Raw genomic sequence first — 23,777 nt, forward strand, 5'->3', positions numbered from 1 at the left:
CCCGGCCAACCGGCTGGGGCACGTTCTTTGATTAGGACTTGATAGTCCAGGCCAATGCAGTGCTCACCAGCCGGCAGCTGTAACCCGGAAGTCTGCCCCATGGACTCGCTCCCGGGAATCATTAGGCCAGTCAAGGTCAACTGCGCCTCCGGCGGCCCCTCCGGGGAGGGCCTCGCTCTGGAAAGAGTGGGCCAGGCGGGGACGTGCGGCTTTGTGGTGGGTTCCGGTTTCGGTTCCGGTCTTTCCGTCGCATCGTCGCCTGAAGGAATCACACCGCCCAGGCGGTATCAAGGCGACCCTTCAGGCTTGTGCCCCAGCTCATGCGAGCCTTGACACCGCCTGGGCGGCGCGATTGGCTGCGCCCGCCGAAGCGACGGAAAGACCGGAACCGAAGACCTAACTTTGGGGCAAAGCAAAAGTCAAAAGCGGGGCAACCGGTCGCGATGACCACCGGTTTTGCTGGCCGCCGCCGGTCGTGATGGTGGACAAGAAGTCGGTTGCGATGCTGCTAGCTGCCATTGGTTGTGATGGCGGCCAGGTGCCGGGCCGCGATGTTGACCGGGTCTTGTGTCCGCCATCCGTCATGTGTGAGCAGCGGCGCTAGTGGCTGTTGCTCGCGGCGCTGCCCCTCAACTCCTCCAGGCGCCCGGCCACCCGCTGCGCCAACACCTCGTCGGACTGCGCCAGGAGCTCGTAGGCCTTGGTCAGGGCCTCTATTGCGCCTGGGCGGTTGCCTTCGTCGTTCCAGATCTCGGCTTGGAGCTCCCATGCCATGCCGAGTACGTTCAGAACGCCGAGTTCCTCGTTGACTTCCAGTGCTAGGCGGAGGTATCGGGTTGATTCCTCGGGTTCTCCTTGGCGGTACAGGATTTGGGCGAGGGTTAGGTACTCCTCGCCGACGTTGACCTGGTCGCGGAGTTTGAGGAAGATCGCTAGGGAGTCTTGTTTTGCTTTCAGGGCTTTGGTGAGTTCGTTGCGTTCGATGTAGATCTCGCCCAGGCCGCTGAGGGCTCGGCCGTGCCAGACGTCTTCGGCTTCTTGGTTGCGGGCCAGGACTCTGTGGAAGGTGGATTCGGCGGCTTCGTGGTGGCCGGTTTGGATGGCTGTCAGGCCGAGGTTGGTCAGGGCGGAGAGTTCGAAGGGGTATTGGCCGAGGGTGTGGCGGAGGTCGGCTGAGGTTTGGAATTCGGTGATGGCTTCGGTGAGGCGGCCTTGGCGGGTGAGGGCGAGGCCGAGGCTGTTGGTCATCCAGGCTTCGGTGTCCTGGTCGTGGTGGCGGTGGGCGGAGGTGATGGCGAGGCGGCAGGCGTTCTCCCAGTCGCGGGTGTGGCCTCGGTGGCGGAACAGTTCGTACATCGCGCGGGGGAGGAGGGAGAGGTGGTGGTGGCGGTCGGTGTCGGCGGTGAGGTGGATGGCTGACATCAGGCAGGAGTGTTCGGCGTCGAGCCATTCCTGGGCCTGGCGGTAGTCGTGGAGGGGGAGGCGGTGGCGGCCGGGGGCGACTTGGGTGGTCACGGTGGGGATGCGGGAGGGGGTCATGATGCGGGCGGCGCCGTCGGCGGTGTTCAGGTACCAGTCCAGGAGGCGGTCCAGGGCTTGGTCGGGGGCCGGTTCCTCGGCGTCGAGGCAGTGGCGGGCGAAGACGCGGAGCAGGTCGTGGAGTTCGTAGCGGCCCTGGGTGTTCTCCTGGATCAGGTTCTCGTCCTGGAGGAGGTCGAGCAGGGGCAGGACGGCGGTCGGTTCCAGGTCGGCGAGGGCGGCCATGCCGGGGGCGCTGAAGTCCTCCCCGACGTGCAGGCCCGCCAGGCGGAAGACGCGTTGGGCCGCTTCGGGCAGGGCGCGGTAGGAGAGTTCGAAGATCTGCGGCAGTTCCTTGCCGCCGACGGTCAGGGCCGCCATGGTGTTGTCGCGCAGGCGTTGGGCCAGGTGGGACAGCATCCAGGTGGGGCGTGAGCGCAGGCGGGAGGCGGCTACGGACACGGCGAGGGGCAGGTAGCCGCACCGGTGGACGATCTCGGCCGCGGCTTCCGGTTCGGCGGCGACGCGGGCGGCGCCGGCGACCTGGGCCAGCAGCGCTATCGCTTCGTGGAGCGGGAAGACGTCGAGCTGGTGCAGGTGCGCGGCGTCGAGTTGGGCCATGCTGCGGCGGCTGGTGATCAGGACCAGGCAGGTGGGGCTCGCCGGAATCAGGTCCCTGATCTGGTCCTCGCCGGCGGCGTTGTCCAGGATCAGCAGGGCGTGCTTGTCGTGGAGGCGGTCGCGGAACATCGCGGCGCGTTCGTCGCGGCCGGCCGGGATGTGGGAGGCGGGGACTTCGAGCTGGCGCAGCAGCGCGTCGAGGACGTCCGTGGGGTCGGCGGGCGACTGCTCGGGGTCGAAGCCGCGCAGGTTCACGAAGAACTGCCCGTCGGGGTAGTGGCCCGCGCGGACGAGTTGGTGCGCGGCGTGGACCGCGAGCCGGGTCTTGCCGATGCCGGCCATGCCCTCGATCGCGGAGATGACGACGGTGGGCGTGCCCGAGGTGGTCCGGGCGGCGGCCGTGATCAGGGCGCGCAGTTCGTCCTCGCGGCCGGTGAACGTGGCCAGGTCCGGCGGCAGCTGCCGGAAGACCCCGACCGGTCCGCCGGTCTTCTGCTCGGCGTGGACCCGGAGGCAGTTGTCCCGCCAGTGCGACACCTCGGCCTCGTCCAGCCCGAGTGCGCGCAGCACCGCCACCACGACGTCCAGGTCGAGCCGACGTCGTCCGGGGCGGAACACGTCGGCCAGCGTCGAGTGGCTCATCGGCCGGGGTGGCCGCAGGAAGGGGCCGACGCGCTGGGCCAGGAGGCGCAACGACGGGTTGCCCGCCCAGATGCGCAACTGGTCCAGCGCCGCGATGAAGTCGGTCATATCCGATGCCCGCGATGGATCCGGTCGCGGCTCTGACGATTCCAAGACACCCTCCCCACGCGGCGGCCGAACCGGCCGGTAACGATTTTACGAACCCGGGCGGGGTGCGGCCTGTGGTTCCGGCGGCTCGGTGCGGCTGTGGTCGGGGGTCAGTCCCGGGCCGGTCCCGGCAGCAGCAGGGTGGCGAGTTCGTCGAGCAGCTCGGCGACCCGGCGGGCGGCGGCCGGGTCGGGCACGGCGCGGGCGAGGACCGGCTCGGCGGGGTCGGCGGCGCGGGCGCGGATGTAGTCGCGGGCCTCCGCGGAGGCGGTCAGCAAGGTCCGGCGGCCGTCGGCCGGGTCGGGCCCGGTGTCCAGCAGCCCGCGCTCGCGCAGCCGCGCCACCGAGGTCGAGACGTGGCTCTGGGCGAAGCCGGTGCGGGCCCGGACGTCCTGCACCGAGGTCCCGGGGTGCCCGTAGACGTCCGCGATCACCGCGATCTCGCCCGGGGTCAGGGTCGCCGACGCCGGATCGGTGACCAGTTCCCGGCCGAGCTCGGTCAGCCGCTTGCCGAGCCGGAGAAGCCGCACGCCGTCCATGCCCGCCAGAATACATCTTCACAGATGTATCGGTAGCGATGTAGTTTGCGGGCTATGACGAACCATGAGCCCGAGGGCGTCGCGGCGGACATCGTCGCGGACCCCGCGGCGGCGCTGAGCCCGGTGTCCCGCACGGCGTTGGCGGTCGCCCGCGTGCGCGCCTTCGAAACCGCGCAGCCGGAGCCGCTGTTCACCGATCCCTACGCGCAGGTCTTCATCGAGGCGTCCGGCATCCCGATGGACGTCGCCGGGCCGGCCTCTCCGCTGGCCAAGCGCCTGGTCGCGCAAGGCATTCTGCGGACCCGCCACTACGACGAACAGCTGATGGCGGCCGGCGTCGATCAGGTGGTGCTGCTCGCGGCCGGCCTGGACGCTCGCGCGTTCCGCCTGCCCTGGCCGGAGGGAACCCGAGTCTTCGAGCTGGACCTGCCGCCGATCCTGGCCTTCAAGGACCGCGTTCTGGCCGAGCACGGCGCCCGGCCGCACTGCGAGCGCATCGTGCTGCCCCTGGACCTGGTCGACCCGGACTGGCCGAATCGCTTGCGGGCAGCCGGTTTCGACGCCGCGCGGCCCTCGGCGTGGCTGGCCGAGGGGCTGCTGGTCTACTTGGACGCCGACCAGGCGGCCGGGCTGCTGGGCGCCGTCGGCGAGTTGGCGGCTCCTGGCAGCATTCTGATGCTGGAGCAGGGCCGCGACGTGAGCGGCACGCCCCGCGAGGACGGACTCACCGCCCTGACCGACCTGTGGCGCGGCGGCCTCGGTCCCGGCACCGCCGACTGGCTCGCAGTCCACGGCTGGCAGGTCGAGTTCGCCGGGCTGGAGGACCTGGCCGCCGGGTATGGTCGTGAGATGCCGCCGGCCGTCGGACCGTCCACCGCGGGATTCCTGCGCGCCCGACGTATTGCGCGGCCTGTCCCTCGGCCAGAAAGTCAGGGTAATGACAGCTCAAGTGTTCGGTCCGGGTGAAGGTACGCACTTTCAGGCCCGTGGCAGCGAGATGGTGTTCAAAGCCCTGGCGTCCACGACCCACGGCTCGTTCTCGTTCATGGAGCGGGATCTGCCGCCCGGCGGGCGTCGGCCGCCGCGGCACGTGCACGTCGGCGCGGACGAGGCCTTCTATGTCCTGCGCGGCGAGGTCACGTTCTCGCTGGACGAGGAGACGGCCACCCGGGGCGCGGGATCCTTCGTGCTGGTCCCCGGCGGCGTGATGCACAGCTTCGGCAATGAGGGGACTGAGACAGCGGGCGTCCTCATCGTGCACGCGCCGGCCATGGACGGCTACTTCCGCGAGCTGCACGAGCTGTGGTCCGACCCCGACGCGGCGCCGACCCGCGAGCAGGAGATGGAGCTGATGGCCAGGCACGGCATGCGGCCTGAATCAGCTTCCTGACGAAAAAGCGGGCCGGCGCGAGTGTCGCGCCGGCCCGCCTCCTGTTCGGTTATTCGCTTTCGTTCACTCGTTGTCGGTCAGTTCCTCCGTCTCGCCTCTCGCCGGTCATGACGCCGTCGGCACGAGTCGGAAGACATCGACACCGGCGTTGTACTTGTTACCGGTGCTGGCCGCGTTGGTGCCGGTCACCTTGAAGGTGAAGTGGTGCACTCCGGCTGTCAGGTTGACGGTGCCGAAGGTGAACTGTCCGGTGGTGACGGTGGCGTTGTAGCCGTCCATGGTGTTGGCCAGCGTGGTCCCGTCCACCGCCAGGGCCAGGATCCCGTAGTCGGGAGCCTTGGTCATGGTCGGGATGACCTGGTAGAGGCCGGGGTTCGCGACGTAGTAGTCCAGGTTCATCGTCGCGTTGACCGCGGTCGCCGTCAGCATCTCCTGGGCGTTGTTCGAGAAGGTGATGTTGCAGCAGTTGGTCTGCTTGGCCATGGTGCCGCCGGTGGCGCCGCCCCAGACCGACTCGCCCTCGGCCCGCTGCTGGCCGCCGATCGTGGACGGCCCGGTGAACTGCTGGTTGGCGTTGTCCAGGCAGCTCCACAACTGGAGCGGGTTGCCGTTGCTGACGCTCCCGGCCGAGTTGTCCAGACACATGCTGCTGGCCGGGTTCTGGAGAGTGATCCTTCCGGGGTTGGAAGCGGACGGGACGATCTTCCAGATCTGGTTGAGGTTGTTGGCCTGGCAGTCGTACAGGGTCACCTTCGAGCCCTGAGTGTTGACGCCGCCGGTGTCCAGGCACTTGTTGGGCGGGCTGGCGGGGTTGGCGCCCATCAGGCGGACGGTGCCGTCGGCGCCGAAGGACCACTGCTGCGGCCAGGTGGCGTTGCAGTCGTAGACGTCGATGACGGTGGTGGAATTCGCCAGGCTTCCGTTGAGGTCGTCCAGGCACACCTGGCGGCCCAGGCTGTTGGCGTCGGCGTTGGCCGAGATCAGCGTGCCGGCGAAGCCGGGCACCGGCGGCTTGGCGAAGCCGCTGTTCTGGTACAGGTACTGCGTCTGGTCGGGGGTCAGGGCCTGCTGGTAGACGCGGACGTCGCCGACGCTGCCGGTGAAGTAGTTGTTCGCGCTGCCGTTGACGAAGCCCTGGCCGATGACCAGCGGTCCGGTGGAGGCCATCGGCGTGGTGTCGGTCGCGGTGCCGACGAGCTGGCCGTTGACGTAGAACGTCATCGTGCCCTGGATGACGTCATAGGTGCCGACCAGATACGTCCAGGTCCTGGGGACCGCGGGCGACGGGGCGGCGATGCGGGCCGCGTTGATACCGGCTGTGTCGGCCAACGCGCGGGCGAATTGCCACGTGCTGCCGTTGTATTCCAGGTAGAATGCGGAGTGCTGATTGCCCCGCTGCACCACCATCGTCTGGTAGCCGGGGTTGGCAGCGGTGATGTTGACCCACGCGGACACCGTGAAGCTCTTGGTGGTGTCCACGGTGGGGGCGCTGGTGGAGACGGCGCCGGAGGTGCCGGCGAACGTGGCGTAGCCGGCGGCGTTGAACGTGACGCCGGGGGTGCTCACCGTCCCGGGCGCGCCGCCCGTGGTGCCCGAGTCGGCCGCGGTGGTCCCGGTGCCGTCGTTGAGCTTCCACTGGTTGGTCGCGCCGGCCGTGACGGTGATGGTCGAGGAGGTGGTGACGGTGTTGGTGCCGTCGGTGAGCGTCGCCTTGATCAGGTAGGTCCCGACGGCGGTGTAGGTGTGGGCGGCCGTGGCCGTCGACTGCTGGACGGCGGTGGTGCCGTCGCCGAAGTCGAAGGTGTAGCCGCTGATGGCGGCGGTGCCCGGGTAGGTGCCGCTGGCGTCCGCGGTGACCGGAACGCCGACGAGTCCGCTCGTCGGGACGTTCAGCGCCGGAGCCGGCACGGAGCTGCCGGTCGGCACCAGGACGAGCTTGTCGACGCCGAGGTTGTAGCGGGCGTTGATGCTCGCGGGGTTGGTCCCGGCGGCCTTGAAGGTGAAGCTGTGGTTGCCCGGGGTCAGGGTGACGGTGCCGAACGGGACCTGGGTGGTGGACACCCCAGAGCTCTGATACCCGTCGAACACCGTGGGCAGCGGTTTGGCGGCGTTGTCCACGGTCAGGGAGACGGTGCCGTAGTCGGCCGCCTTGGTCATGATCGGAGCGATCTGGTACGTGCCGGCCTTCGTCACGTTGTAGTTGAGCGTCAGGGTCGAGCCGGCGGTGTTGTTGACCAGCATCAGCTGGGCGCCGTTGGACCAGGACCCGCCGCAGCAGTTGAACTGCACCTGGGAGGTGCCGCCGTTGTTGCTGCCCCACGGTGCGCCGAGGTTCTCGGCCTCGATGCCCTGGGACTGGCCGTCGGCACCGGGCAGCGCGAAGGTCTGCTGTGGCGCCGGGGAGCTGGTGGTGTCAATGCACTGCCAGCTCTGGAACTGGGTGCCGTTGGCGTTCGAGCGGTTGGTGTCGTCCAGGCAGAATCCGGTGTTCGGGTTGTAGATCCAGAAGTGGCCGGGTGCCGAGGGCGAGGGGATGGTGCGCCACTGCTGCCATATGTTGTTCGGCTGGCAGGTGTACAGCACGACCTTCGATCCCTGCACTGCGGGTCCGCCGCTGTCCAGGCAGAGGTTGGCCGCGCCGGTTCCGTCGACGGAGCGGATGGTGCTGTCGGCTCCGAACTTCCATTTCTGGGGTCGGGTGCCGTTGCACTGGTAGATGTCGGCGATGGTGTTGTTGGTCTGGGCGCCGTTGAGGTCGTCGAGGCACATCTGGCCGCCGGGGCCGCCGCTGATGTCGGAGACGACCTGCCCGACCGACCCGGGGGTGACTTGGCTGCCTTGCAGGCTGGTGACGCCGAGGCTGGCGCCCCATTCCATCAGCGTGGCAGTGGTCTGCGACTGCTCGGACAGATCGATGGTGCCGGTGAGCGGCCCGAACAGGACGTCGAGGCGTCCGTTGGCCATGGTCCACAGGTCGGGGTTGCCGTCGCCGTTGAGGTCACCGGCCGAGGACACCCAGTCGTAGGCCTTGAACTGGTCGGTGCTGCCGAGCCGGGTCTTGGCGCTGAGGTCGCCCAGGCCCGCGCCGAGGATGCCGGTGTCGGAGTGGTTGGTGAACTGCCAGAGGGTGCCGTCGTAGTCGGCCCACAGGTCGGGCATGCCGCCGGCGGCTGGCGCCCCGGTCGGAGCCGGATGGTGCGAGGCGTTGCCGGGGGCGATCAGGGTCAGGCGGTCCGAGGCCCAGTCCCACGTCGGCGTCGAGGTGGACAGCAGGACCGGACTGCGGACGGCGCCGGTGCCGGCGGCGGTGAACAGCCACACTCGGGCGGGGGAGACGCCGTCGGTTTCGACGGTGATCAGGTTGGTTTTGCAGGCCATCGTCGGGTGGACGATGTCACAGCCGCCGGTCACCGGCCCGAGGGCGATGATCTTTTTGACGTCGTTCCAGCTGGTCTGGTTGTAGCCGGTGCACCAGCCGTTGTTGGCGGCCGGGGTGCAGGCGGGCCGCTGGACTTGGGTGCGGGCGGTCTGGGTGAAGGCGTTGACGGTGTCGGGTGGGTTGTAGCCGGGTTGTGTGGATGCTGATGCGGTCTGGGCGTTGCGGTAGTAGTACATGTGGCCGGTGCCGTCGCCGGTGTGGTCGAAGGCGAACAGGTCGTCGGTGGGTTGGACGACTTCCGCACCGCGGTGGGTGTAGAGCGCGCTGGCCCAGGATGTGTCGTTGGGCGCGGTCGCGGCCGGGGCGACCTGGATGGCGTTGGCGGCCGCGGTGGCGTTCGGGTCAGTGCTCTTGGACATGTCGCGGTTGGCCGGGTAGATCACCAGGTTTCCGGCGCTGTCCGTCGACATGACGTTGGGGGTGCCGTCACCCGTGACGTTGCCGAAGGACACCGGCTGGAACGCCTGGGCTTCGAAGAAGTCGAAGCGGCCATAGGGGGAGACGTTGCCGGCGGCGTCCACGGCGCTGACGTAGATGTAGTTGTTGCCCCAGTGTTCGCCGTTGCCAGGGCCGGCGGGGATCGAGATGGTGGCGCTGGGACTGGTACCCCAGGTGCTGATCGATCCGCAGTTGTTGCCGGCCTTGGTGCAGTGGCCGTCGCCCTCATTGGTGGAGGCGGTGTTCAGGGCCCAGTCGAAGCGGGCGATCGGGGTGGTCGGCGCGACGGCCGTGACCGTCAGGTTGCCGCCGGTGCCGACGGTGGGGTAGGAGGCCAGGTGCTGGCCGGTGCGCTGGTAGGTGGTGGCGCCGAAGGTGGGCTGGCCGGGGGCGGTGGTGGCGGCGATGAACCAGCAGTCCCCGCCTTCGCTGGACGACCAGTTGTCACCGTTCTGATTCTCCACGGTGTCCCAGGCCCATGGGTTGATCTGGTACATCTCGCCGTCGACGAAGTTGGTCGTCAGCGGGGCGGTGATGTGCCGGGGGGTGTTGGCTGTCGGATACGGGAACTTCTGTGTCGACAGGGGTGTGTTGCCGAGCCAGTCGCCGACGAGGTTGTAGGCGTCGAGCTCGTAGGCGAAGCCGAGGTCGTGGCCCTGGTCGACGTCGCTGACGTCGGCGGACAGCTGGACCGGGGTGCTGGTGATGGGCAGATAGCCGGGGTGGAGCTTGTCCGGGCCGCAGATGTTCTGGGTCACGCCGTGGTTGTTGATCGGCGCGGCGCTGACGCCGAAGTTGGAGACGGTCGGCCAGCTCCACCAGTGCGCGGTCAGGGTCGGCTCGCTGGCGCCCCAGACGCCGTTGGGGGAGGCGTAGTAGGCCATGTAGTTCGAGGTGGAGTGGATGCCCTCGTTGGTGGCCTGGAATCCCAGAGTGATGGTGCCCCAGTCGTGCAACGCGGCGTCCTTGGCCTGCGCCAGGTCGTCGATGGTGAACTGCTGCCCGACGTTCTGGGTGGGGCAGCCTTGTGCCTGGCCGGGGAGCTGCCCGGCGGTGCCGCCGGACCAGATGCTCTTGCCGCCCTGGTTGCTCCAGCTGACGCCGGTTTGGATCGGTCCGGTGCGGTAGACGGTCACCGGCGTGCACTGGTACTGGTTGTGCAGGCTGATGTTGGCTCGGTCGATGTAGTCGGAGACGTCCTCAAGGCCGACCAGTTGGCTGGTGTCGAACTGGAGCATGCCGCGGATCAGTCCGCCGCAGGAGTGCCAGCCCAGACGCATGGTCTGGCTGCCGGTCTCGCCGGCGCCATTGATGTATTCGGTGTCGCCGCACTGCCAGATCTCGGCGCGCTCGTTGGAGTAGACCGGGGTGATGTCCGGGTCCAGATACACCGGGTAGATGGTGCCGGGGTCGCCGAGCATCCTGGCGTCGGGGCGGAAGTCGACGCCGTTGCCGCCGGTGGTGATGGGCATCTTGGCCAGGTGTGAAGTCAGCGCCGGGGACTTGGTGATGTCGTTGGTGTCCGGCGCTGCCGTGTTCGAGCTCTGATCCGGGGTGGCGGCGGCCTTGGCGGCCGGTGCCGTCGCGGAGTCCCACATCATCGGGGTGGTGCCGGTGAAGCGGTCCTTGCCGTCCTTGTCGGTGACTTTCAGACCGCCGGCGTTGTCGGACTTCACGGTCAGTCCGGGGCTGGACATGCCCAGGTGCAGGCTCTGCAAGGCCGGGTTGGCGGCGGCTTTGGCGTCGTGGATGACCAGGACGTCGCTGACGCCGTAGGCGGTGGCGGTCAGCTTCAGGTCCACGCCGGGCAGGATCGCCGGGTAGGTGGCGGTGTTGCCGCTGACCTGCGGCTTGGGAAGGGCGGTGGGCCAGGTGACGGTGAGGACGTGCCCGGCGCGGTCATCCTCGACGGCCAGTGGGGCGGTGCCGCCGCCAGAGATGGTGACGCCGAACACGGAGGCTTTGGTCTGCCAGGTGCCGTCGGCTGCCTGCTTCAGGGTGGTGTCGACCGGGACCCAGGCGTTGTTCTGCTTGACCCGCTGCGGCGCGATGTTCTCCGTCGAGGTGAACGAACCATCAGGGTTCGCCACGGTTGTCGCGTAAATCGTGGTCTGCGAGTCGACCGGGGCCGCCTTGCCGCTCGCCTTGGCCTTCGCCGTCGCGTCAGACAGGTCCTTCTGCGCCGCCAGCTTCTCCGGCGAGGCAGCGGCCACCTTCTGCACCGGCCCGGTGTTGCTCTCCTTGGCCGAGTTGTCGCTCCCGGGCTTGGCCGGCGTCGTGCTCTTGCCGTCCGCCGTCGTGGAACCCGCCGAGGGCGACGGCGTGGGCGCGGCGGACTGTGCCCACGCCTGGCCACCGCTGACCATGAGTCCGCCAGCAAGCGTCGCCACCAGCGTTGAATATGTCAACTGTCTGAAAAGTCTGCGTCGTTCACGTGCATGGTGCATGGAGAGACCCTTCGTGTACTGATGTAAGGGGTGCGCGTCGACAGCGCGCCAGCGGACGCTAAGTGTTGTAGAGCCCTGAGTCAATGGGGTTGATCGAACCGAATCGTTATCAACGGGCGTTCGGCCACTGATCTTGGCTGCGGGCCGTGCAGGGGGTGAATCATGGCAAAGGGCAGCCAAGCTTCCCCAAATGCCGCGCCGACTGCTACTGCCAGTGAGCGCGGCGCGCGAGAACGCTCGTTCGGCCGTGACCAAATCGTGACTGTGGCGGCTTTATGTCAGGGTTCAGATATCGACAGCATCGCAGAGTTCGAATAAAGTGCCGTCCGCTGCCGCCGTCGGACACCGCGGCGGGTAGCGCCCGGGTATAACACCCCGGCTGGGAACTGGCCTTGGCTGTGCGGCTGGACGGCGGGGAGCCGCTGATTGTTCGTGGGATGGCCGGCTACGGCGACCCCGGTCTCTACGGACTGTATTGCCCGAGGAGGCCGGGCTTCCGGAGGAGGCTCTGCTGGAGATCGCCGGGGACGGGCCCGAGTTCCGCCTCGCCAAGAAGCGGTTATGGACTCGCTCCGAAACCGGGCCTCAAGCCTTGCCAGCTGTCCTGCCGCCGATCGACGAGTGACCGTCCTGCCGCAGGCATGTGAGCCCGCGACCCCCGCTACCCCTTCCGCCCCGCCAACTCCTTAACCGCCGCCGCCACCTGCTCCGGGCTGTTGACCGACGTGAGGTGCCGAGCTCCCGGGATGATCGTCGGGGGCGGGGCGCCGATGCGGGTGGCGGTGGTCTGTGGGGCGTCCGGAGCGTAGGAGGAGTCCTCGCCGCCGAAGACGACCGACTTGGGGAGCGGCAGGGCGGCCAGTTCGGCGAGGCGGGCCGGGGGTAGGCCCGCGACGCCGAGGTTGACCATGCTCCACAGGGATTCCTCCGCGCCGGGTACCTCCAGGGGGCGGCGCCATTGGTCGAGGCCGGCGGCGTCGAGCTTGGGGCAGCCGGACCCGCAGGTGGCTGAGTAGATGCCGCGGACGACGGTGTCGGAGCGGACGGCAAGGCGCATCAGGGTCGTGCGGTAGGGGTTGAGGAAGAGGTGGGTGAGCGGGGTTTTCTGGCCCGCGCCGGTGGCCAGGCCGTCGCCGTCGAGGAACATGATGCCGCCGACCTTCTGGGGGGCGTTCAAGGTCGCGAGGGCTGCTACCGCCGCGCCGCTGGAGTGCCCGACGAGGAGCGGCCGGTCCAGATGCAGGGCGTCGATGAAGGCTTCGACCTGGCGGGCCTGATGTCCGATGTCGTAGGGCCCGACCCGCTGGGTGTAGCCCCAGCCGACGATGTCGAGGGCGTAGACGCGGTGTCCTTGCGCGGCGAGCAGGGGAGCGAGGTACTGCCACGTGTCGGCGGACTCGATGAAGCCGTGGACCAGCACGATCGGCGTTCCGCTGCTGCCCCAGGCACGGTATCGCGTGGACACGTCTCCGGTCTGGATGTAGCTGAGCCCCGCCGGTACGGACGCCCGTCGGTCGGTCGCGGCGTTGTAGGCCGTGGAGAGGAAGGTGGTCGTGACGAAGACGACGGCCGCGATGCCGACGAGCCGTCGACCCAGCCGGCGCAGCCTCGACCGGTAGGGGAGCAGAGGCACGGCCTCGGTGTCGTCGTCGGCGAGCGAGGCGTCGTCCGACTCGACGGGCCCGGAATCGGTGTCAACCACGGACGACGCCACCAGTCATGCTCAGACCTTACGTCGCGTCTGGATCTCTGCGCATCGTTGTCGGCACGACAGAAGGCGCGCGTCAAATTTCATCCAGTAGTAAAATAATTGCTGCTCGTTGTAGAAAATCAGTAGACTCCGTGCGTGATCGAAACGGCGCTGGTAGTGGCGACAGGGCTCAAGAAGTCCTACTCGGCCCGCGATGGCGGGGCATGCGTCGACGCGGTGGCGGGCATCGACTTCACCGTGCACCGGGGCGAGGCCGTCGGCCTGCTCGGTCCCAACGGGGCCGGTAAATCGACGACGATGCGGATGATCGGCGCGACCTCCCCGGTCGGCGGCGGCACGCTGCGGGTCCTCGGCATGGACCCGATGACGCAGGGCCCGGCGATCCGGGCCCGGCTCGGGGTCGTCCCGCAGGAGGACTGTCTCGACCGCGAGCTGACGGTCCGCGAGAACCTCTATATATACGGCCGATACTTCCAACTGCCCCGGGCCACGATCCGCGAGCGGATCACCGAGCTGCTCGAGTTCGCCCAGTTGGAGGACAAGGCGGACAGCCGGGTCGAGGCGCTGTCCGGCGGCATGCGCCGGCGGCTGGCGATCGCCCGCTCGCTGATGAACAATCCTGACTTGCTCCTCCTGGACGAGCCGACCACGGGCCTGGACCCCCAGGCGCGCCAAGTCCTGTGGGACCGGCTGTACCGGCTGAAGCAGGACGGCGCCACGCTGCTGATCACCACGCACTACATGGACGAGGCCGAGCAGCTCTGCGACCGGCTGGTCATCGTCGACCACGGCCGGGTCGTGACCGAGGGCTCGCCCGCGGAGCTGATCCGCACCCACACCACCCGCGAGGTCCTGGAGCTCCGGTTCCCGCTGGACACCAGGGACGCCGCGGCCGAGAAGCTGCGTTCCTCCTCGCTGGCCGGCGGCGACGCCGGCGACGGCGGCCGTGGTGAGCACAGCGAGCAGAACGAGCAGAACGAACAGAACGAACAGAACGAACAGAGCAAGCACAGCGCGCACAGCAAGCACAGCGGCGGCCCCCGCGTCGAGATCCTCCGCGACCGCGTCCTCGTCTACACCGACGACGGCGAAGCCGCGCTCGCCGAGGTCCGCGCCATGTCCCTGACCCCCGTCTCCACGATCGTGCGACGAGCCACGCTGGAAGACGTGTTCCTGACCATCACCGGCCGCTCGCTCATCGACTGATCGGAGGCCGTCCATGGTCCACACCTTCGAATACTGGCTCCTCCGGTACCGCCGCACCTGGCGCGCCACGGTCGTCATCAGCGTCGCCAACCCCCTCCTGTTCCTGGTGGGCTTCGGCGCCGGGCTCGGACGCCTCGTCGACCAGCACGCCCCGGCGCAGCTGAGCGGCACTACCTACGCCGCCTTCTTCGCCCCGGGCCTGCTGTGCGCCGCCGCCATGCAGACCGCGTTCCTCGAATCCTCCGGCCCGGTGACCTACGCCGCCATCGACGGCTCCTACCGGGACGCGACCCCGACCCCGCTCGAACCGCCGCAGATCATGGCCGGCCACCAGATGTTCGTCATCTTCCGGGTCCTGACCTCCAGCGCCGCGTTCGTCGTGGTGATGACGGCCTTCGGCCTGACCTCCCCGCGGGCGGCTCCCGCCGTGCTCGGCGGCGCCGTGCTGACCGGAATGGCCTTCGCCGCGCCGGTCGCCGCGTGGGCGGTCGGTGTCCGCCGGACCGCGCGGCTCACCACCGTGTTCCGGATGATCGTCATGCCGATGTACATGTTCTCCGGCGCCTTCTTCGCCCTCGCCAAGCTCCCCACGGCGGTCCGGATCGTCGCCGAGACGCTGCCCCTGGCCCAGGCCGTGATCCTGTGCCGCGACCTGAGCCTGGAAACGGTGTCCGCCGCCGACGCCGCCCGCGCCGGGTACCTGTTCGCCCTCACCGCCGTCGGGCTGCTCTGGGCCCGCCGCGCCTACACCGGGCGGCTGCACGCGTGACCCGCCTCGTCCCGAGCACGCCGACCAGGAAGCCCTCACCGTGACCACGCTGCCCACCCTGATCGACTCGCCGTCCGCCGGCCCGGTCCCGGCCGACCAGGCGGGCCCGGTCCGCCGCGTCCTGTCCCTCGTCGAGCGCAACTTCATGATCTACCGGCGGTCGCTCACCCCGGTGGTGTTCGGCCTCGTCGAGCCGGTGCTGTATCTGCTGACGATCGGCTACGGCGTCGGCTCGCTGGTGGGCTCGGTGCCCGGCGTCGACACCCGCTACGCCGCCTACGTCGCCCCGGCGATCCTGGCCACCACCGCGATGAACACCGCTGTCAGCCACACGATTTTCGGCGTCTTCACCCGCGTCAAGAAGGACCACACCTACGAGGCGATCGTGCCGACGCCGTTGTCGGTCACCGACATCGCCTACGCCGAGGTGACCAGCGCGGTCATCAATGCCCTGATCACGTCGGTGGGATTCCTGGCCGCCCTGGCCGCGCTGGGCTTGGTGGTCTCGCCGGGGGTGCTGCTCGCCGTGCCCGCCTCGGTGCTCGTCGGCGTGGCGTTCGGCGCCGCCGGGCTGGCCGCGACCACCTACCTGCGGGACTTCGCGGACCTCCAATTGGTGCAGCTGGTGATGCTGCCGATGTTCTTGTTCGCCACGACCTTCTATCCGCTGACGGTCTACCCGCGCCCGCTCCAGCCGTTCATCGAGGTGCTGCCGCTCTATCAGAGCATTGAGCTGATCCGCGAGCCCGCGCTGGGGCGGTTCCCGGCGACGGTCCCGGTCGCCGCCGGCTATCTCATCGTCTTCAGCTGGCTCGCCCTGCGGATCGCGATCCGGCGCATGGGCCCGATGCTGGCGCGTTGAGGCACGACGGCGGCGCGCCCGCTCAGCCGCTGAACGCCGCCCCGCCGGGTCCGTCGATCCCGTCGCCGAAGAACCGGCCGAGGGCCTGCTCGGCCGCGTCGTCCTTGCCGGCCAGGGCCGCCAGCCGCGCCAGTTCCAGCCGGGCCAGCGCGTCGAGCAGCTGCCGCGTGGCCTCGCCCCGGTTCCCGGCCACGGTCGGCGGCGGATACGCCATGCTTCCCGGGTTCTCCGTGGGCCCCTCGGCGACCGCCCCGGCGGAGTGCTCGAAGAACCGGTACAGCCCTTCGAAGGGGTGCGACGCCCCCGACAACGCCTCCAATGCCAGGGTTTTGATGTTCCAGGAGTAGAGCGGCTTGCCGTGGCGGTCCCGCCAGTGCTTGGCCAGCCGGACGGTGCGCGACAGCGACCCGCCGGACGCGGCGTCCACGCGCTGCACGCGGTCCACGTGCCCCCGGGGATCGTTCTGGTCCCAGCCGCCGCGGAGGTCGGTGTTGGGGATGAGCAGGGTCTGATCCGGTCCGGGCAGGGCGATGATCACGTCGCAGGTGAAGTCCGGGTCGGATGCCCCCTGGACGGCGTTGAACGTCAGCACCACGGACCGCTTCCCCTCCGGGTCGGCGGACAGCTTCGGGAACGTCGGCTTGAGCCGCTTCACCAATTCGCCCGCCACATGCCGCATCTCGGCCCGGGGCCCTAGTCCGTCGGGCCCGAGTTCGGGACGGTCGGTGAGGATCACGCCGAGGTCGACGTCGTTCAGCGGATGCATGGCGTCGCCGTGCGCGATGCTCCCGGTGCGGTACACCTCCGCGCCGGGATAGATCCGGTCCAGCGCGCCGATCACGGCCTGCGCGCGGAACTCGGCGGTCGCGAGTTCCTCGTCCGTCGCCTTGACCCGGTTCACGCGGTCGGTGAGCCAGGCGTCCAGCCGGGCCAGCCGCGGGTCCTGGAGCTCGGCGTCGGTGCGGCGGCGCGGTGCGAGGGACGCAGGGTCCAGATACGCGGCGCGGTCGCGGACGCCGCGGGTCCGCCCGCGGTGGTTCGCGTCCTCGGTCAGCCAGCCGGTCGGCGACAGGTCGTAGGGGGCCGCGTGCCGCCGTACCCGCGCCGCGGAGGCGGCCTGAGCGGAGACCTCACGGACGGTGTCGACGGCGGCGGGGCGGCGCGGGGCCGTTTCGTGCTGGGGATTTCTGCCCATTGCGGACTCCTCTCGACCCGCGGGCGCGGGACCCGCCTGTCCACAGCATGCCGTGATCCAGCCTGCTCGGAAAGCCTTCTTGTTCCGGCTCCCGTCCCTGCTCGGAGGGCGTTCGCCAGTGGGGCGCCAGTTAATCAGTGTTCTGCATGGACAGGGTGGGACAAGTGGTGCCGCGCGCAGTAACGTCGAAGCACCGGCGCGGTGGAGATCGTCCCGCGCCGATCCCGGTCGGCATACCTGGGGAGAGGTGGGGGACTGTCGTGATGCGCATACCTGTTCGAGTTCACGCGGAGGATCTGATCCTGGAGGCCGGGGTGACCAGTCACCTGCGAACCCGGCCGGAGGTGGAGATCCTGGCCGGCGACACCCAGGACGGCAGGCCCGCCGCCGTCGACCTGGTCGTCGCCGAGACCCTCAACACCCCGACCTTGCAGACCCTGCGCAAGCTCCAGGCCTCCGTCTCGGGCGTCTCGGTGCTGCTGATCGGCCGGATGGAGGCCGCCGGGCTGCCGGCCGCCGCCTCGTACGGGGTCAGAGCCCTGTTGTACCGGAACCTGGCCACCCCGGACCGGATCGTCGCGGCCGTCGTGGCCGCCGCGAACGGCGAGGGCGTGATGCCCGGCGATCTGCTCGGCGACCTGCTGGACCAGGTCGGCCGCTTACATCAGCAGGTTCTGGACCCGCACGGGCTCACCGTCAAGGGCCTGACCACGCGCGAGGCGCAGATCCTGGAGCTGGCGTCGCAGGGTTATGACACCGCCGGAATCGCCCGCCGCGCCGGCTTCTCCGAGCGCACCGTGAAGACTCTCCTGCACGGCGTCATGGTCCGATACGGGCTGCGCAACCGCACCCACGCGGTGGCGCACGCGATCCGGGAAGGCTTGGTGTGAGGGTCCTGATGGCCGACAACTTCGTGATGGTGACCGGCGACACCGTCTCGGTAACGATTCCGGGTATCGTCATCCCGGTCGCCCAGACGCCGCAGCCGCTCGTCGGGACCAGCCAGGACCTCACGTTCGGCGGCGCGTTCGTGTGCCTCGAAGGGGACGAGCTCGCCCCGACGCTCAAGGGCCCGCTGACCTTCACCGAGTCCGGGTACTCGATCACCGGGACCGGCACGCTCAAACTCGTCCCGTCCCCGGGTGTGAACCTTACGACGCTGTTGAAGGACAACAACAAGGCACTGCTGATCAAGGGTGCTCCCTTCAGTGCCGTCTTCACCGTCACCACCCCCGCCGCCAACCCCAACGGGCAGACCGCGTCCAACGCGCCGAAGAACGGGACGGCGACCTTCGCCACCAAGAACAACGTCTTCACCGCGCAGTGACGGTGAATTCGTTCTCGTCAACGAGCCGCCCCAGCTTGTGATACTCGGCCCGCACCGCCGCGAACAGGTCGGTGGTGCCCACCGGGTCGCCCGTGCGGGCGGCCTGGTAGGAGGCGGTGAGCGCGCAGGACCGGATGTTGCCGCCGTTCAACTCGAAGGCGGCGGCGATCCGGTCCAGGTCCAGGCCGGCGGCGCGCGGGACGCCCGGACCGAGGCACAGGTCCCACAGCCGGGCCCGCTCGGCCGCATCGGGACGCGGGAAGTGGATGATCGTGTCCAGGCGGCGCAGGAACGCCGGATCGACGTTGCCGGACAGGTTGGTGGCCAGCACCGCGAGCCCGTCGAAGGCCTCCAGGCGTTGCAGCAAATAGGCGGTCTCGATGTTGGCGAAGCGGTCGTGGGCATCGGTAACCTTCGACCGTTTGCCGAACAGCGCGTCGGCCTCGTCGAAGAAGACCATGCCCTGGGCGTCGGCGGCCGCGGTGAAGATCCGTTCCAGGTTCTTCTCGGTCTCGCCGACGTATTTGTCGACGACGGTGGCCAGGTTCACGATGTAGAGGTCGACGCCGGACACGGCGGCCAGCACCTCCGCCGCGAGCGTCTTGCCCGTCCCCGACTCGCCGCTGAACAGCGCGGTCACGCCGCGACCGCGCCCATGGTGCGGACGCAGGCGCCAGTCCGACAGAACGGTGCCCCGGTGGCGGTGGCGGGCGGCCAGCTCGTGGAGCTGCTCGGTGGGGCGCGCCGCCAGGACCAGGTCGTCCCAGCCCGCCGACGGTTCGACGCGGCGCGCCACGCGTTCCAGGCCGGCGGCGTTGTGGAGGCGGGCGGTGCGGAGCAGGCTCGCGGTCGTGACGGGGCGCTGTTCGGCAGCGGCCTGCGCCACGGCGGCTTCGACGGTGCCGCGCATGCGGTGCGGGGACAGCCTGTGGAGGGACAGGGCCTCGGCGGCTTCCGGCGACCGATCGCCCAGTGCCTGCCGCCACCAGGCGACGCGCTCCCGGTGGTCGGGCGAGGGGACGTCGAGCAGCAAGGGCAGCGATCCGGTCCACCGGGCGTCCCAGGTGGCTTCGCCGAAGAACACGGTGGGGAGCGGTCGGCCGTGGAGGTCCGGCAGGAGGTGCGCCAGGTGCGCGCTGTCAGAACCCAGATTCTCCAGCGGCCCCACAACCAGTCCGCAGCCACGCAGCCGGGATTCCGTGACCGCTGCGGCCAGGATCCCTCTTGGGTCGGTGCCGGCGGGGATGCGTGAGAGGTCGAGGACGAGGACGAAGCCCGCTCGGGATACCGCCGCTGTGGCGATGTCCAGTACGGCACTGTCGCGAGCGCCGCGCAGGTAGGCGGGACGATCAGAGGCCAGACATGCGCTCAGTTGCTCGGCGATCGATCGGGCCTGGCTGCCGGCCGGCGGAAGGGGCGCGGCGGGTACCAGCCTTGCGACGTCGGTCACGGCGGGGTCGAGATGGTCGTCGCCGAGCAGGTGGGCCGCGACGCGGTCGGGCACGCGCAGGGTGCGGAAGGGGAAGGGCTGCTCGGTGTCCGCCACGGCGAGCAGGCCGTTGGACGACAGCGGCGCACCGGGGTGGAAGCGGGAGCGATGGGCCGCGTCCATCGGCGCCGCGCCGCACAGTTCCAGCGCGAGGCCGACGGTTGCGCGGCGTCGGTCGGCGTCGTCGTGCAGATAGCTGTAGAGCTGGCCGAATCGGGGATCGGCCTCGGGGGCCAGCGCGATCAGCAGGAACTCGACGTCGGTGGCTTCGAGGCCGCAGGCGTCGGCGAGCGCCCGGAGTCGCGGCCGGGTGCCGAGCGCCTCGGTCCGGTCGCCGACGGCTTCGGCGATGGCGAGCCGCTCCTCGACGGAGCGGACGTCCGATCCCGACATCGCGTGGCCGCGAGCTGTCAGGACACTGCGGATGCGGGCCTCGACGACGTCGAGGCGCGCCGCCAGGTAGGTCGCGCCGGTTGGATCCGGCGGCGGCGCGACCGCACGGCTCGAAGCTGTGTCGCCCGAAGCCGTATCGCCGGAAGCCGCACGATCCGAAGACGCATCGCTGGAAGCCGCATCGCCCGCTGTCGTACGACCCGAAGCCGCATCCTCCGTGACCGCGATCCGCGACTCCGCCATTTCCGAGACCGGCACGCTCACGGCGTCCGCAACTCGCTCGCGGTGACCACGACCTGCTTGACCCGCTCCCCGCCGATCGCCGTCGGCCCGTCCGTCCGCCACCGGTCCAGCGGCAGCGTCACCGCGAGGTTGACGTTCGGCAGCGGCCGGTTCCCCAGCGCGCTCCACAGCTCGGACACGGTCCGGTTGTCCGGCGGCGCGGCCACCACCACCTCGGCGACGGGGCTCAGCGGCTTGAGCACGTCGCTGAACGGGATGTCGAGCGTGAGCTTCGTGGTCAGCGCGATGAGCAGATCCTCCAGCACGCGGTGCATGTCGCCAGGGTCCTGATACCAGGCGGTGACCATGTAGGACAGCGTGTACCAGCGCGGCGGGTCGATCGTGTGGGTGGCCTGGCCGACGCTGTCGGCCGTCAGCCAGCCGTTCGGGGTCTGGTTGAGGCGGTAGCCGCCGACGGAGGTCCCGGCCACCGCCTCGCGCAGGTCGTAGAGGAACACGTTGATGGTCTGCGCGCCGCCGATCTGCTCGGCCCACTCCTTGCTCGGCGCCTCGAACCGCACCGGCGTGTTCGGGACCTTCAGGGCTATGATGTCCCGCAGTGCCTTGTCCACTTCGCTGATCACGGTGCCGCCTTCTGGGTTGCCACGGTCCCGGCCGGGGCCGCCGCCGGGTCGGCGACCGTGACCCGGTGCCCCACCGAGAACACCGTCGACAGGTCGGTGACGTCGATCCGGTCCACCGGCCGGCCGCGCTCGCCGGTGACCGGGCTGACCGGATACAGACTCAGGGTGCTGACCTCGGCCACGCCGGGCAGCCGGTCCAGCACCGCGTAGGCGTCGCCGAGGTGCACCGGGCGGCCGAAGGGCCAGCCGGTGCCGTCGGGGCCGCCGCCGATCGGGTTGAGGTAGGCGTGCAGCGCGTCCTCGGCGCTCTGTCGCAGAGCTATGCGTTCGGAGGGCAGCAGCGAGTCGGTCGGGACCACGGTGGCGTCGACGCCGATGCCCTGGTAGCCGGGTGCGTGGACGCCGACGGCGGTGCCCGGCGGCATCAGCGGCCGCAGCACCCTGGCGACGTTGTCGCGCAGCGTCCCGGAGGGCACCAGGTCGTTGTAGTTCAGGCGGATCCCGGGGCCGGCCGCGAGCGCCGGGACCACCAGCAGCCCGTAGGGCCCGGAGGACTCGGTGACGACCGAGCCGCCGTTCGCGCCGTCCTGGGCCGGGACGTTGTTGACCGCGGTGAGCTTCAGCGCCGGGTCGGTCTGGGTGAGGGCGCCGACCGGGACGTTCCCGTCCGCGCCGACGGTGGCCTGGTAGGCGCTGCCGACCGCGAACCGCGACCCGGCGACCGGGATGGCGCCGTACTCGCCGATCCCGAACCAGACCTCGCCGGTGCTGGCGTTCACCATGACGTGCTGGTCGGTGGGGCTGGAGGCGGCGAAGGTCTCGACCACGGCCCAGGTCTGCGAGCCGGCGTTCGGGGTCAGGACCGTGATGGTGGGCTTCGGTCCGGTGATCGGGTAGTCGGTGAGCCGCAGCTTCTGGCCCGGGGTGCCGTCCGAGACGGCGCCGGGGATCGCGGTGTCCGCCGGGACGGTCTTCTGCTGGGTCACGACGGCGTCGGCGATGCCGCCGCCGTCGACCGCGACCTGGTACGTGGTGGTGAAGACGATCGGCGTGCCGCCCGGCGCCGGCACGGTGGAGACCCGGGTCCCGGCGGGCACCGTCACCGAGGCCTTGCCCGGGTTGGTGAACCGGACGGTGGCCGAGGCGGGCGTCCACAGCGCCACGTCCCGGAACGGGGTCAGCAGCTGGCCCTTGCCGGCCGCGACGTACAGCACCCGCCGCACCCCGGTCGGGGCGGACAGCACCGCGTCCTCCAGGTCGGCGGCCGTCACCGCGCGCTGCGCCCCGGGCCGGCCGAGCGGGACCCGGTCGGCGAAGGACTCGACGCTCTCGGCGTCGGCGCCGCCGGTCGCGGCGGACGGGTTGGAGACGCGCGAGATCGGGGGCAGCGGGTTGCGCAGCACCGTGATGGACCGCGCCGGGACGTTGCCGCCGCTGCCGCCGCCGGTGAGATACCGGGTGATGCGGATCTCCGCGCCCTGGGGCGGGATCGCCCCGTGTCGGCGCACGCCGTCCGGGGTCAGGGCCCGGATCCCGAACACGGCCTCGCCGGTCGCCGGGTCGATCCAGAACACGGGGTCGTCGGGGCCGCTGGCGGCCGGCGAGCCGCGGTGCTCCCAGAGCCGCGGCGGCTGCCCGGGCACGGCGATCTGCGCGGTGATCCGCCCCTCCTGGGTCAGCGGCGGCGAGGGCAGGGCGAACCGCTGCCCGGGCTGCCCGGTGGAGACGCCGATCAGCGCCCCGTCCACCACGGCCGCCTGCACGACCGGGACCAGCACCGACATCTCGGTGCTCAGCGCCATCGCGGCCAGCGGGGCGGTGAAGACGGCGGTGCCGTTGTAGTGGCAGCGCAGCAGGCCCACGTCCTCGGCGCGCCACTGCTGCGGGACCGCGTCGGTGCCGCGGTTCAGCTCCACGGTGGTCGGCGCGTGCGAGGCCGGGACGTGCAGCACCACGTGCCCGCCGCGGGTCAGGCCGGCGGTGGTGTCCTCGACCAGGTCGCAGGGGTCCCACCGGGTCCCGGCCCAGACGTCCCAGACCCAGTCCGAGGCCTTCAGGCCGAGCGCGGAGGAGTCGGTCGCGGTCGGGAAGTCGAGGGTGATCTGGGTGTCCGGAACCGTGCCGGACAGCACGGCCAGGAGCCTGGTGCTCTGGGTGACGGTGCTCCCGGCGGCGAGCGCCGCCAGACCGCCGGTGAAGGTCTGGTTGCCGGGGATGTAGTGCTCGCCCCGGAACAGGCCGCCGGCCAGCAGGGTGCAGGAGTAGAGCAGTGCGTTGCGGGTGGTGGTGAAGGCCACCGCGGCGCCGGCCGCGGTGTCGGTGCTCGCTGAGCTGCCGGAGCCGGTCGCGCTGCCTGAGTCGGTCGCGCTGCCCGAGCCGCCCGAGTTGCCCGAGCCGCCCGACGGCTGGGTGGCCACCTGGGTCCCGGAGGGGATCTCCACGGGTGCCGCGCTGGCCACCGTCAGGGTGAACGCCACCTCGGTGCGGGCCGGGGCGGCCGGCCGCGGCCGGACCCCGAGGTCCTTCAGCACGGCCAGCCGCGCCTTGTCAGGAGCCTGGTTCACCCGGCCCGCCAGCGCGGCGGCCATGGCGGCACACGCCTCCACCAGCGCGGTGCCGGGATCCGGGCCGTCGATCCCGGCCCATTGCGGAAGCTTGCGCCGGACCTCGGACTTCGCCGCGGCGACCACGTCGTCCACGGTGCGGGGGTCCAGCGGCGGCACGGGCAGGGTCATCGCCGGTGGTCCTTCCCGGTCGTGGCGGTTGAGGCGGTCTTCA

At 70.2% G+C, this 23,777-nt stretch carries 15 protein-coding genes; 7 read left to right on the forward strand and 8 right to left on the reverse strand.

Annotation, left to right across the window (positions count from 1 at the left end; genetic code table 11):
- Positions 1 to 600: 600 nt before the first annotated feature.
- Together ABD481_RS02995 and ABD481_RS03000 are read right to left on the reverse strand one after the other, a co-directional pair.
- Positions 601 to 2,889 carry an ATP-binding protein gene (locus tag ABD481_RS02995; RefSeq protein ID WP_344663926.1) on the reverse strand — a complete coding sequence of 763 codons (2,289 nt, stop codon included), beginning with the start codon at positions 2,887 to 2,889 and terminating at the stop codon, positions 601 to 603.
- Between the two features lie 149 nt (positions 2,890 to 3,038).
- Entirely contained in the window at positions 3,039 to 3,467 is a 429-nt protein-coding gene (locus ABD481_RS03000; protein WP_344663927.1) for a MarR family winged helix-turn-helix transcriptional regulator, read from the reverse strand.
- A gap of 54 nt (positions 3,468 to 3,521) precedes the next feature.
- On the opposite strand from ABD481_RS03000, the gene ABD481_RS03005 reads away from it, so the two are divergent.
- Together ABD481_RS03005 and ABD481_RS03010 are read left to right on the forward strand one after the other, a co-directional pair.
- Entirely contained in the window at positions 3,522 to 4,433 is a 912-nt protein-coding gene (locus tag ABD481_RS03005) for an SAM-dependent methyltransferase (RefSeq protein ID WP_344663928.1), read from the forward strand.
- A gap of 31 nt (positions 4,434 to 4,464) precedes the next feature.
- Positions 4,465 to 4,857, forward strand: coding sequence for a cupin domain-containing protein (locus ABD481_RS03010; RefSeq protein WP_344663929.1), 393 nt, complete (start codon positions 4,465 to 4,467; stop codon positions 4,855 to 4,857).
- A 105-nt stretch (positions 4,858 to 4,962) separates the two neighbouring features.
- Here the strand turns inward: ABD481_RS03010 and ABD481_RS03015 are convergent, their stop codons facing one another.
- Positions 4,963 to 11,124: a ricin-type beta-trefoil lectin domain protein gene (locus ABD481_RS03015; protein ID WP_344663930.1), complete on the reverse strand. Its 6,162-nt coding sequence runs from the start codon at positions 11,122 to 11,124 to the stop codon at positions 4,963 to 4,965.
- Between the two features lie 718 nt (positions 11,125 to 11,842).
- Entirely contained in the window at positions 11,843 to 12,883 is a 1,041-nt protein-coding gene (locus ABD481_RS03020; protein ID WP_344663931.1) for an alpha/beta fold hydrolase, read from the reverse strand.
- A gap of 147 nt (positions 12,884 to 13,030) precedes the next feature.
- Here ABD481_RS03020 and ABD481_RS03025 point away from each other — a divergent pair, with 147 nt between their 5' ends.
- Genes ABD481_RS03025 through ABD481_RS03035 form a run of 3 tightly spaced genes read left to right on the forward strand, consistent with a single transcriptional unit; the run spans position 13,031 to position 15,729 of the window.
- A complete protein-coding gene (locus ABD481_RS03025; RefSeq protein ID WP_344664144.1) occupies positions 13,031 to 14,098 on the forward strand; it encodes an ABC transporter ATP-binding protein in 1,068 nt (355 codons plus the stop codon).
- A 13-nt stretch (positions 14,099 to 14,111) separates the two neighbouring features.
- On the forward strand, positions 14,112 to 14,867 hold the full coding sequence (locus ABD481_RS03030; protein ID WP_344663932.1) for an ABC transporter permease: 756 nt from the start codon (positions 14,112 to 14,114) through the stop codon (positions 14,865 to 14,867).
- Between the two features lie 40 nt (positions 14,868 to 14,907).
- Positions 14,908 to 15,729 carry an ABC transporter permease gene (locus ABD481_RS03035; RefSeq protein WP_344663933.1) on the forward strand — a complete coding sequence of 274 codons (822 nt, stop codon included), beginning with the start codon at positions 14,908 to 14,910 and terminating at the stop codon, positions 15,727 to 15,729.
- 22 nt (positions 15,730 to 15,751) lie between these two features.
- On the opposite strand, the gene ABD481_RS03040 is transcribed toward ABD481_RS03035, so the two are convergent.
- Complete coding sequence (locus ABD481_RS03040) at positions 15,752 to 16,924, reverse strand: nucleotidyltransferase family protein (protein WP_344663934.1); 1,173 nt, start codon at positions 16,922 to 16,924, stop codon at positions 15,752 to 15,754.
- Positions 16,925 to 17,238: 314 nt separating this feature from the next.
- Between ABD481_RS03040 and ABD481_RS03045 the strand changes: the two genes are divergently transcribed.
- Positions 17,239 to 17,814 (forward strand): response regulator transcription factor, encoded by a 576-nt coding sequence (locus ABD481_RS03045; RefSeq protein ID WP_344663935.1) that lies wholly within the window; start codon positions 17,239 to 17,241, stop codon positions 17,812 to 17,814.
- The gene (locus ABD481_RS03050) at positions 17,811 to 18,251 is read left to right on the forward strand and encodes a hypothetical protein (RefSeq protein WP_344663936.1); all 441 of its coding nucleotides are present in this window, start codon (positions 17,811 to 17,813) and stop codon (positions 18,249 to 18,251) included. Before ABD481_RS03045 ends, ABD481_RS03050 begins: the two co-directional genes overlap by 4 nt.
- Here ABD481_RS03050 and ABD481_RS03055 read toward each other — a convergent pair.
- The 3 genes from ABD481_RS03055 to ABD481_RS03065 are packed head-to-tail and all read right to left on the reverse strand — an operon-like array spanning position 18,238 to position 23,734.
- Complete coding sequence (locus ABD481_RS03055; protein ID WP_344663937.1) at positions 18,238 to 20,391, reverse strand: AAA family ATPase; 2,154 nt, start codon at positions 20,389 to 20,391, stop codon at positions 18,238 to 18,240. The genes ABD481_RS03050 and ABD481_RS03055 overlap by 14 nt on opposite strands.
- A 2-nt stretch (positions 20,392 to 20,393) precedes the next feature.
- On the reverse strand, positions 20,394 to 20,999 hold the full coding sequence (locus ABD481_RS03060) for a Pvc16 family protein (RefSeq protein ID WP_344663938.1): 606 nt from the start codon (positions 20,997 to 20,999) through the stop codon (positions 20,394 to 20,396).
- Positions 20,996 to 23,734: a baseplate J/gp47 family protein gene (locus ABD481_RS03065; RefSeq protein ID WP_344663939.1), complete on the reverse strand. Its 2,739-nt coding sequence runs from the start codon at positions 23,732 to 23,734 to the stop codon at positions 20,996 to 20,998. Before ABD481_RS03065 ends, ABD481_RS03060 begins: the two co-directional genes overlap by 4 nt.
- Positions 23,735 to 23,777 lie beyond the last annotated feature (43 nt).

The organism is Catenulispora yoronensis, from assembly GCF_039531695.1.
Taxonomy (GTDB): domain Bacteria; phylum Actinomycetota; class Actinomycetes; order Streptomycetales; family Catenulisporaceae; genus Catenulispora; species Catenulispora yoronensis.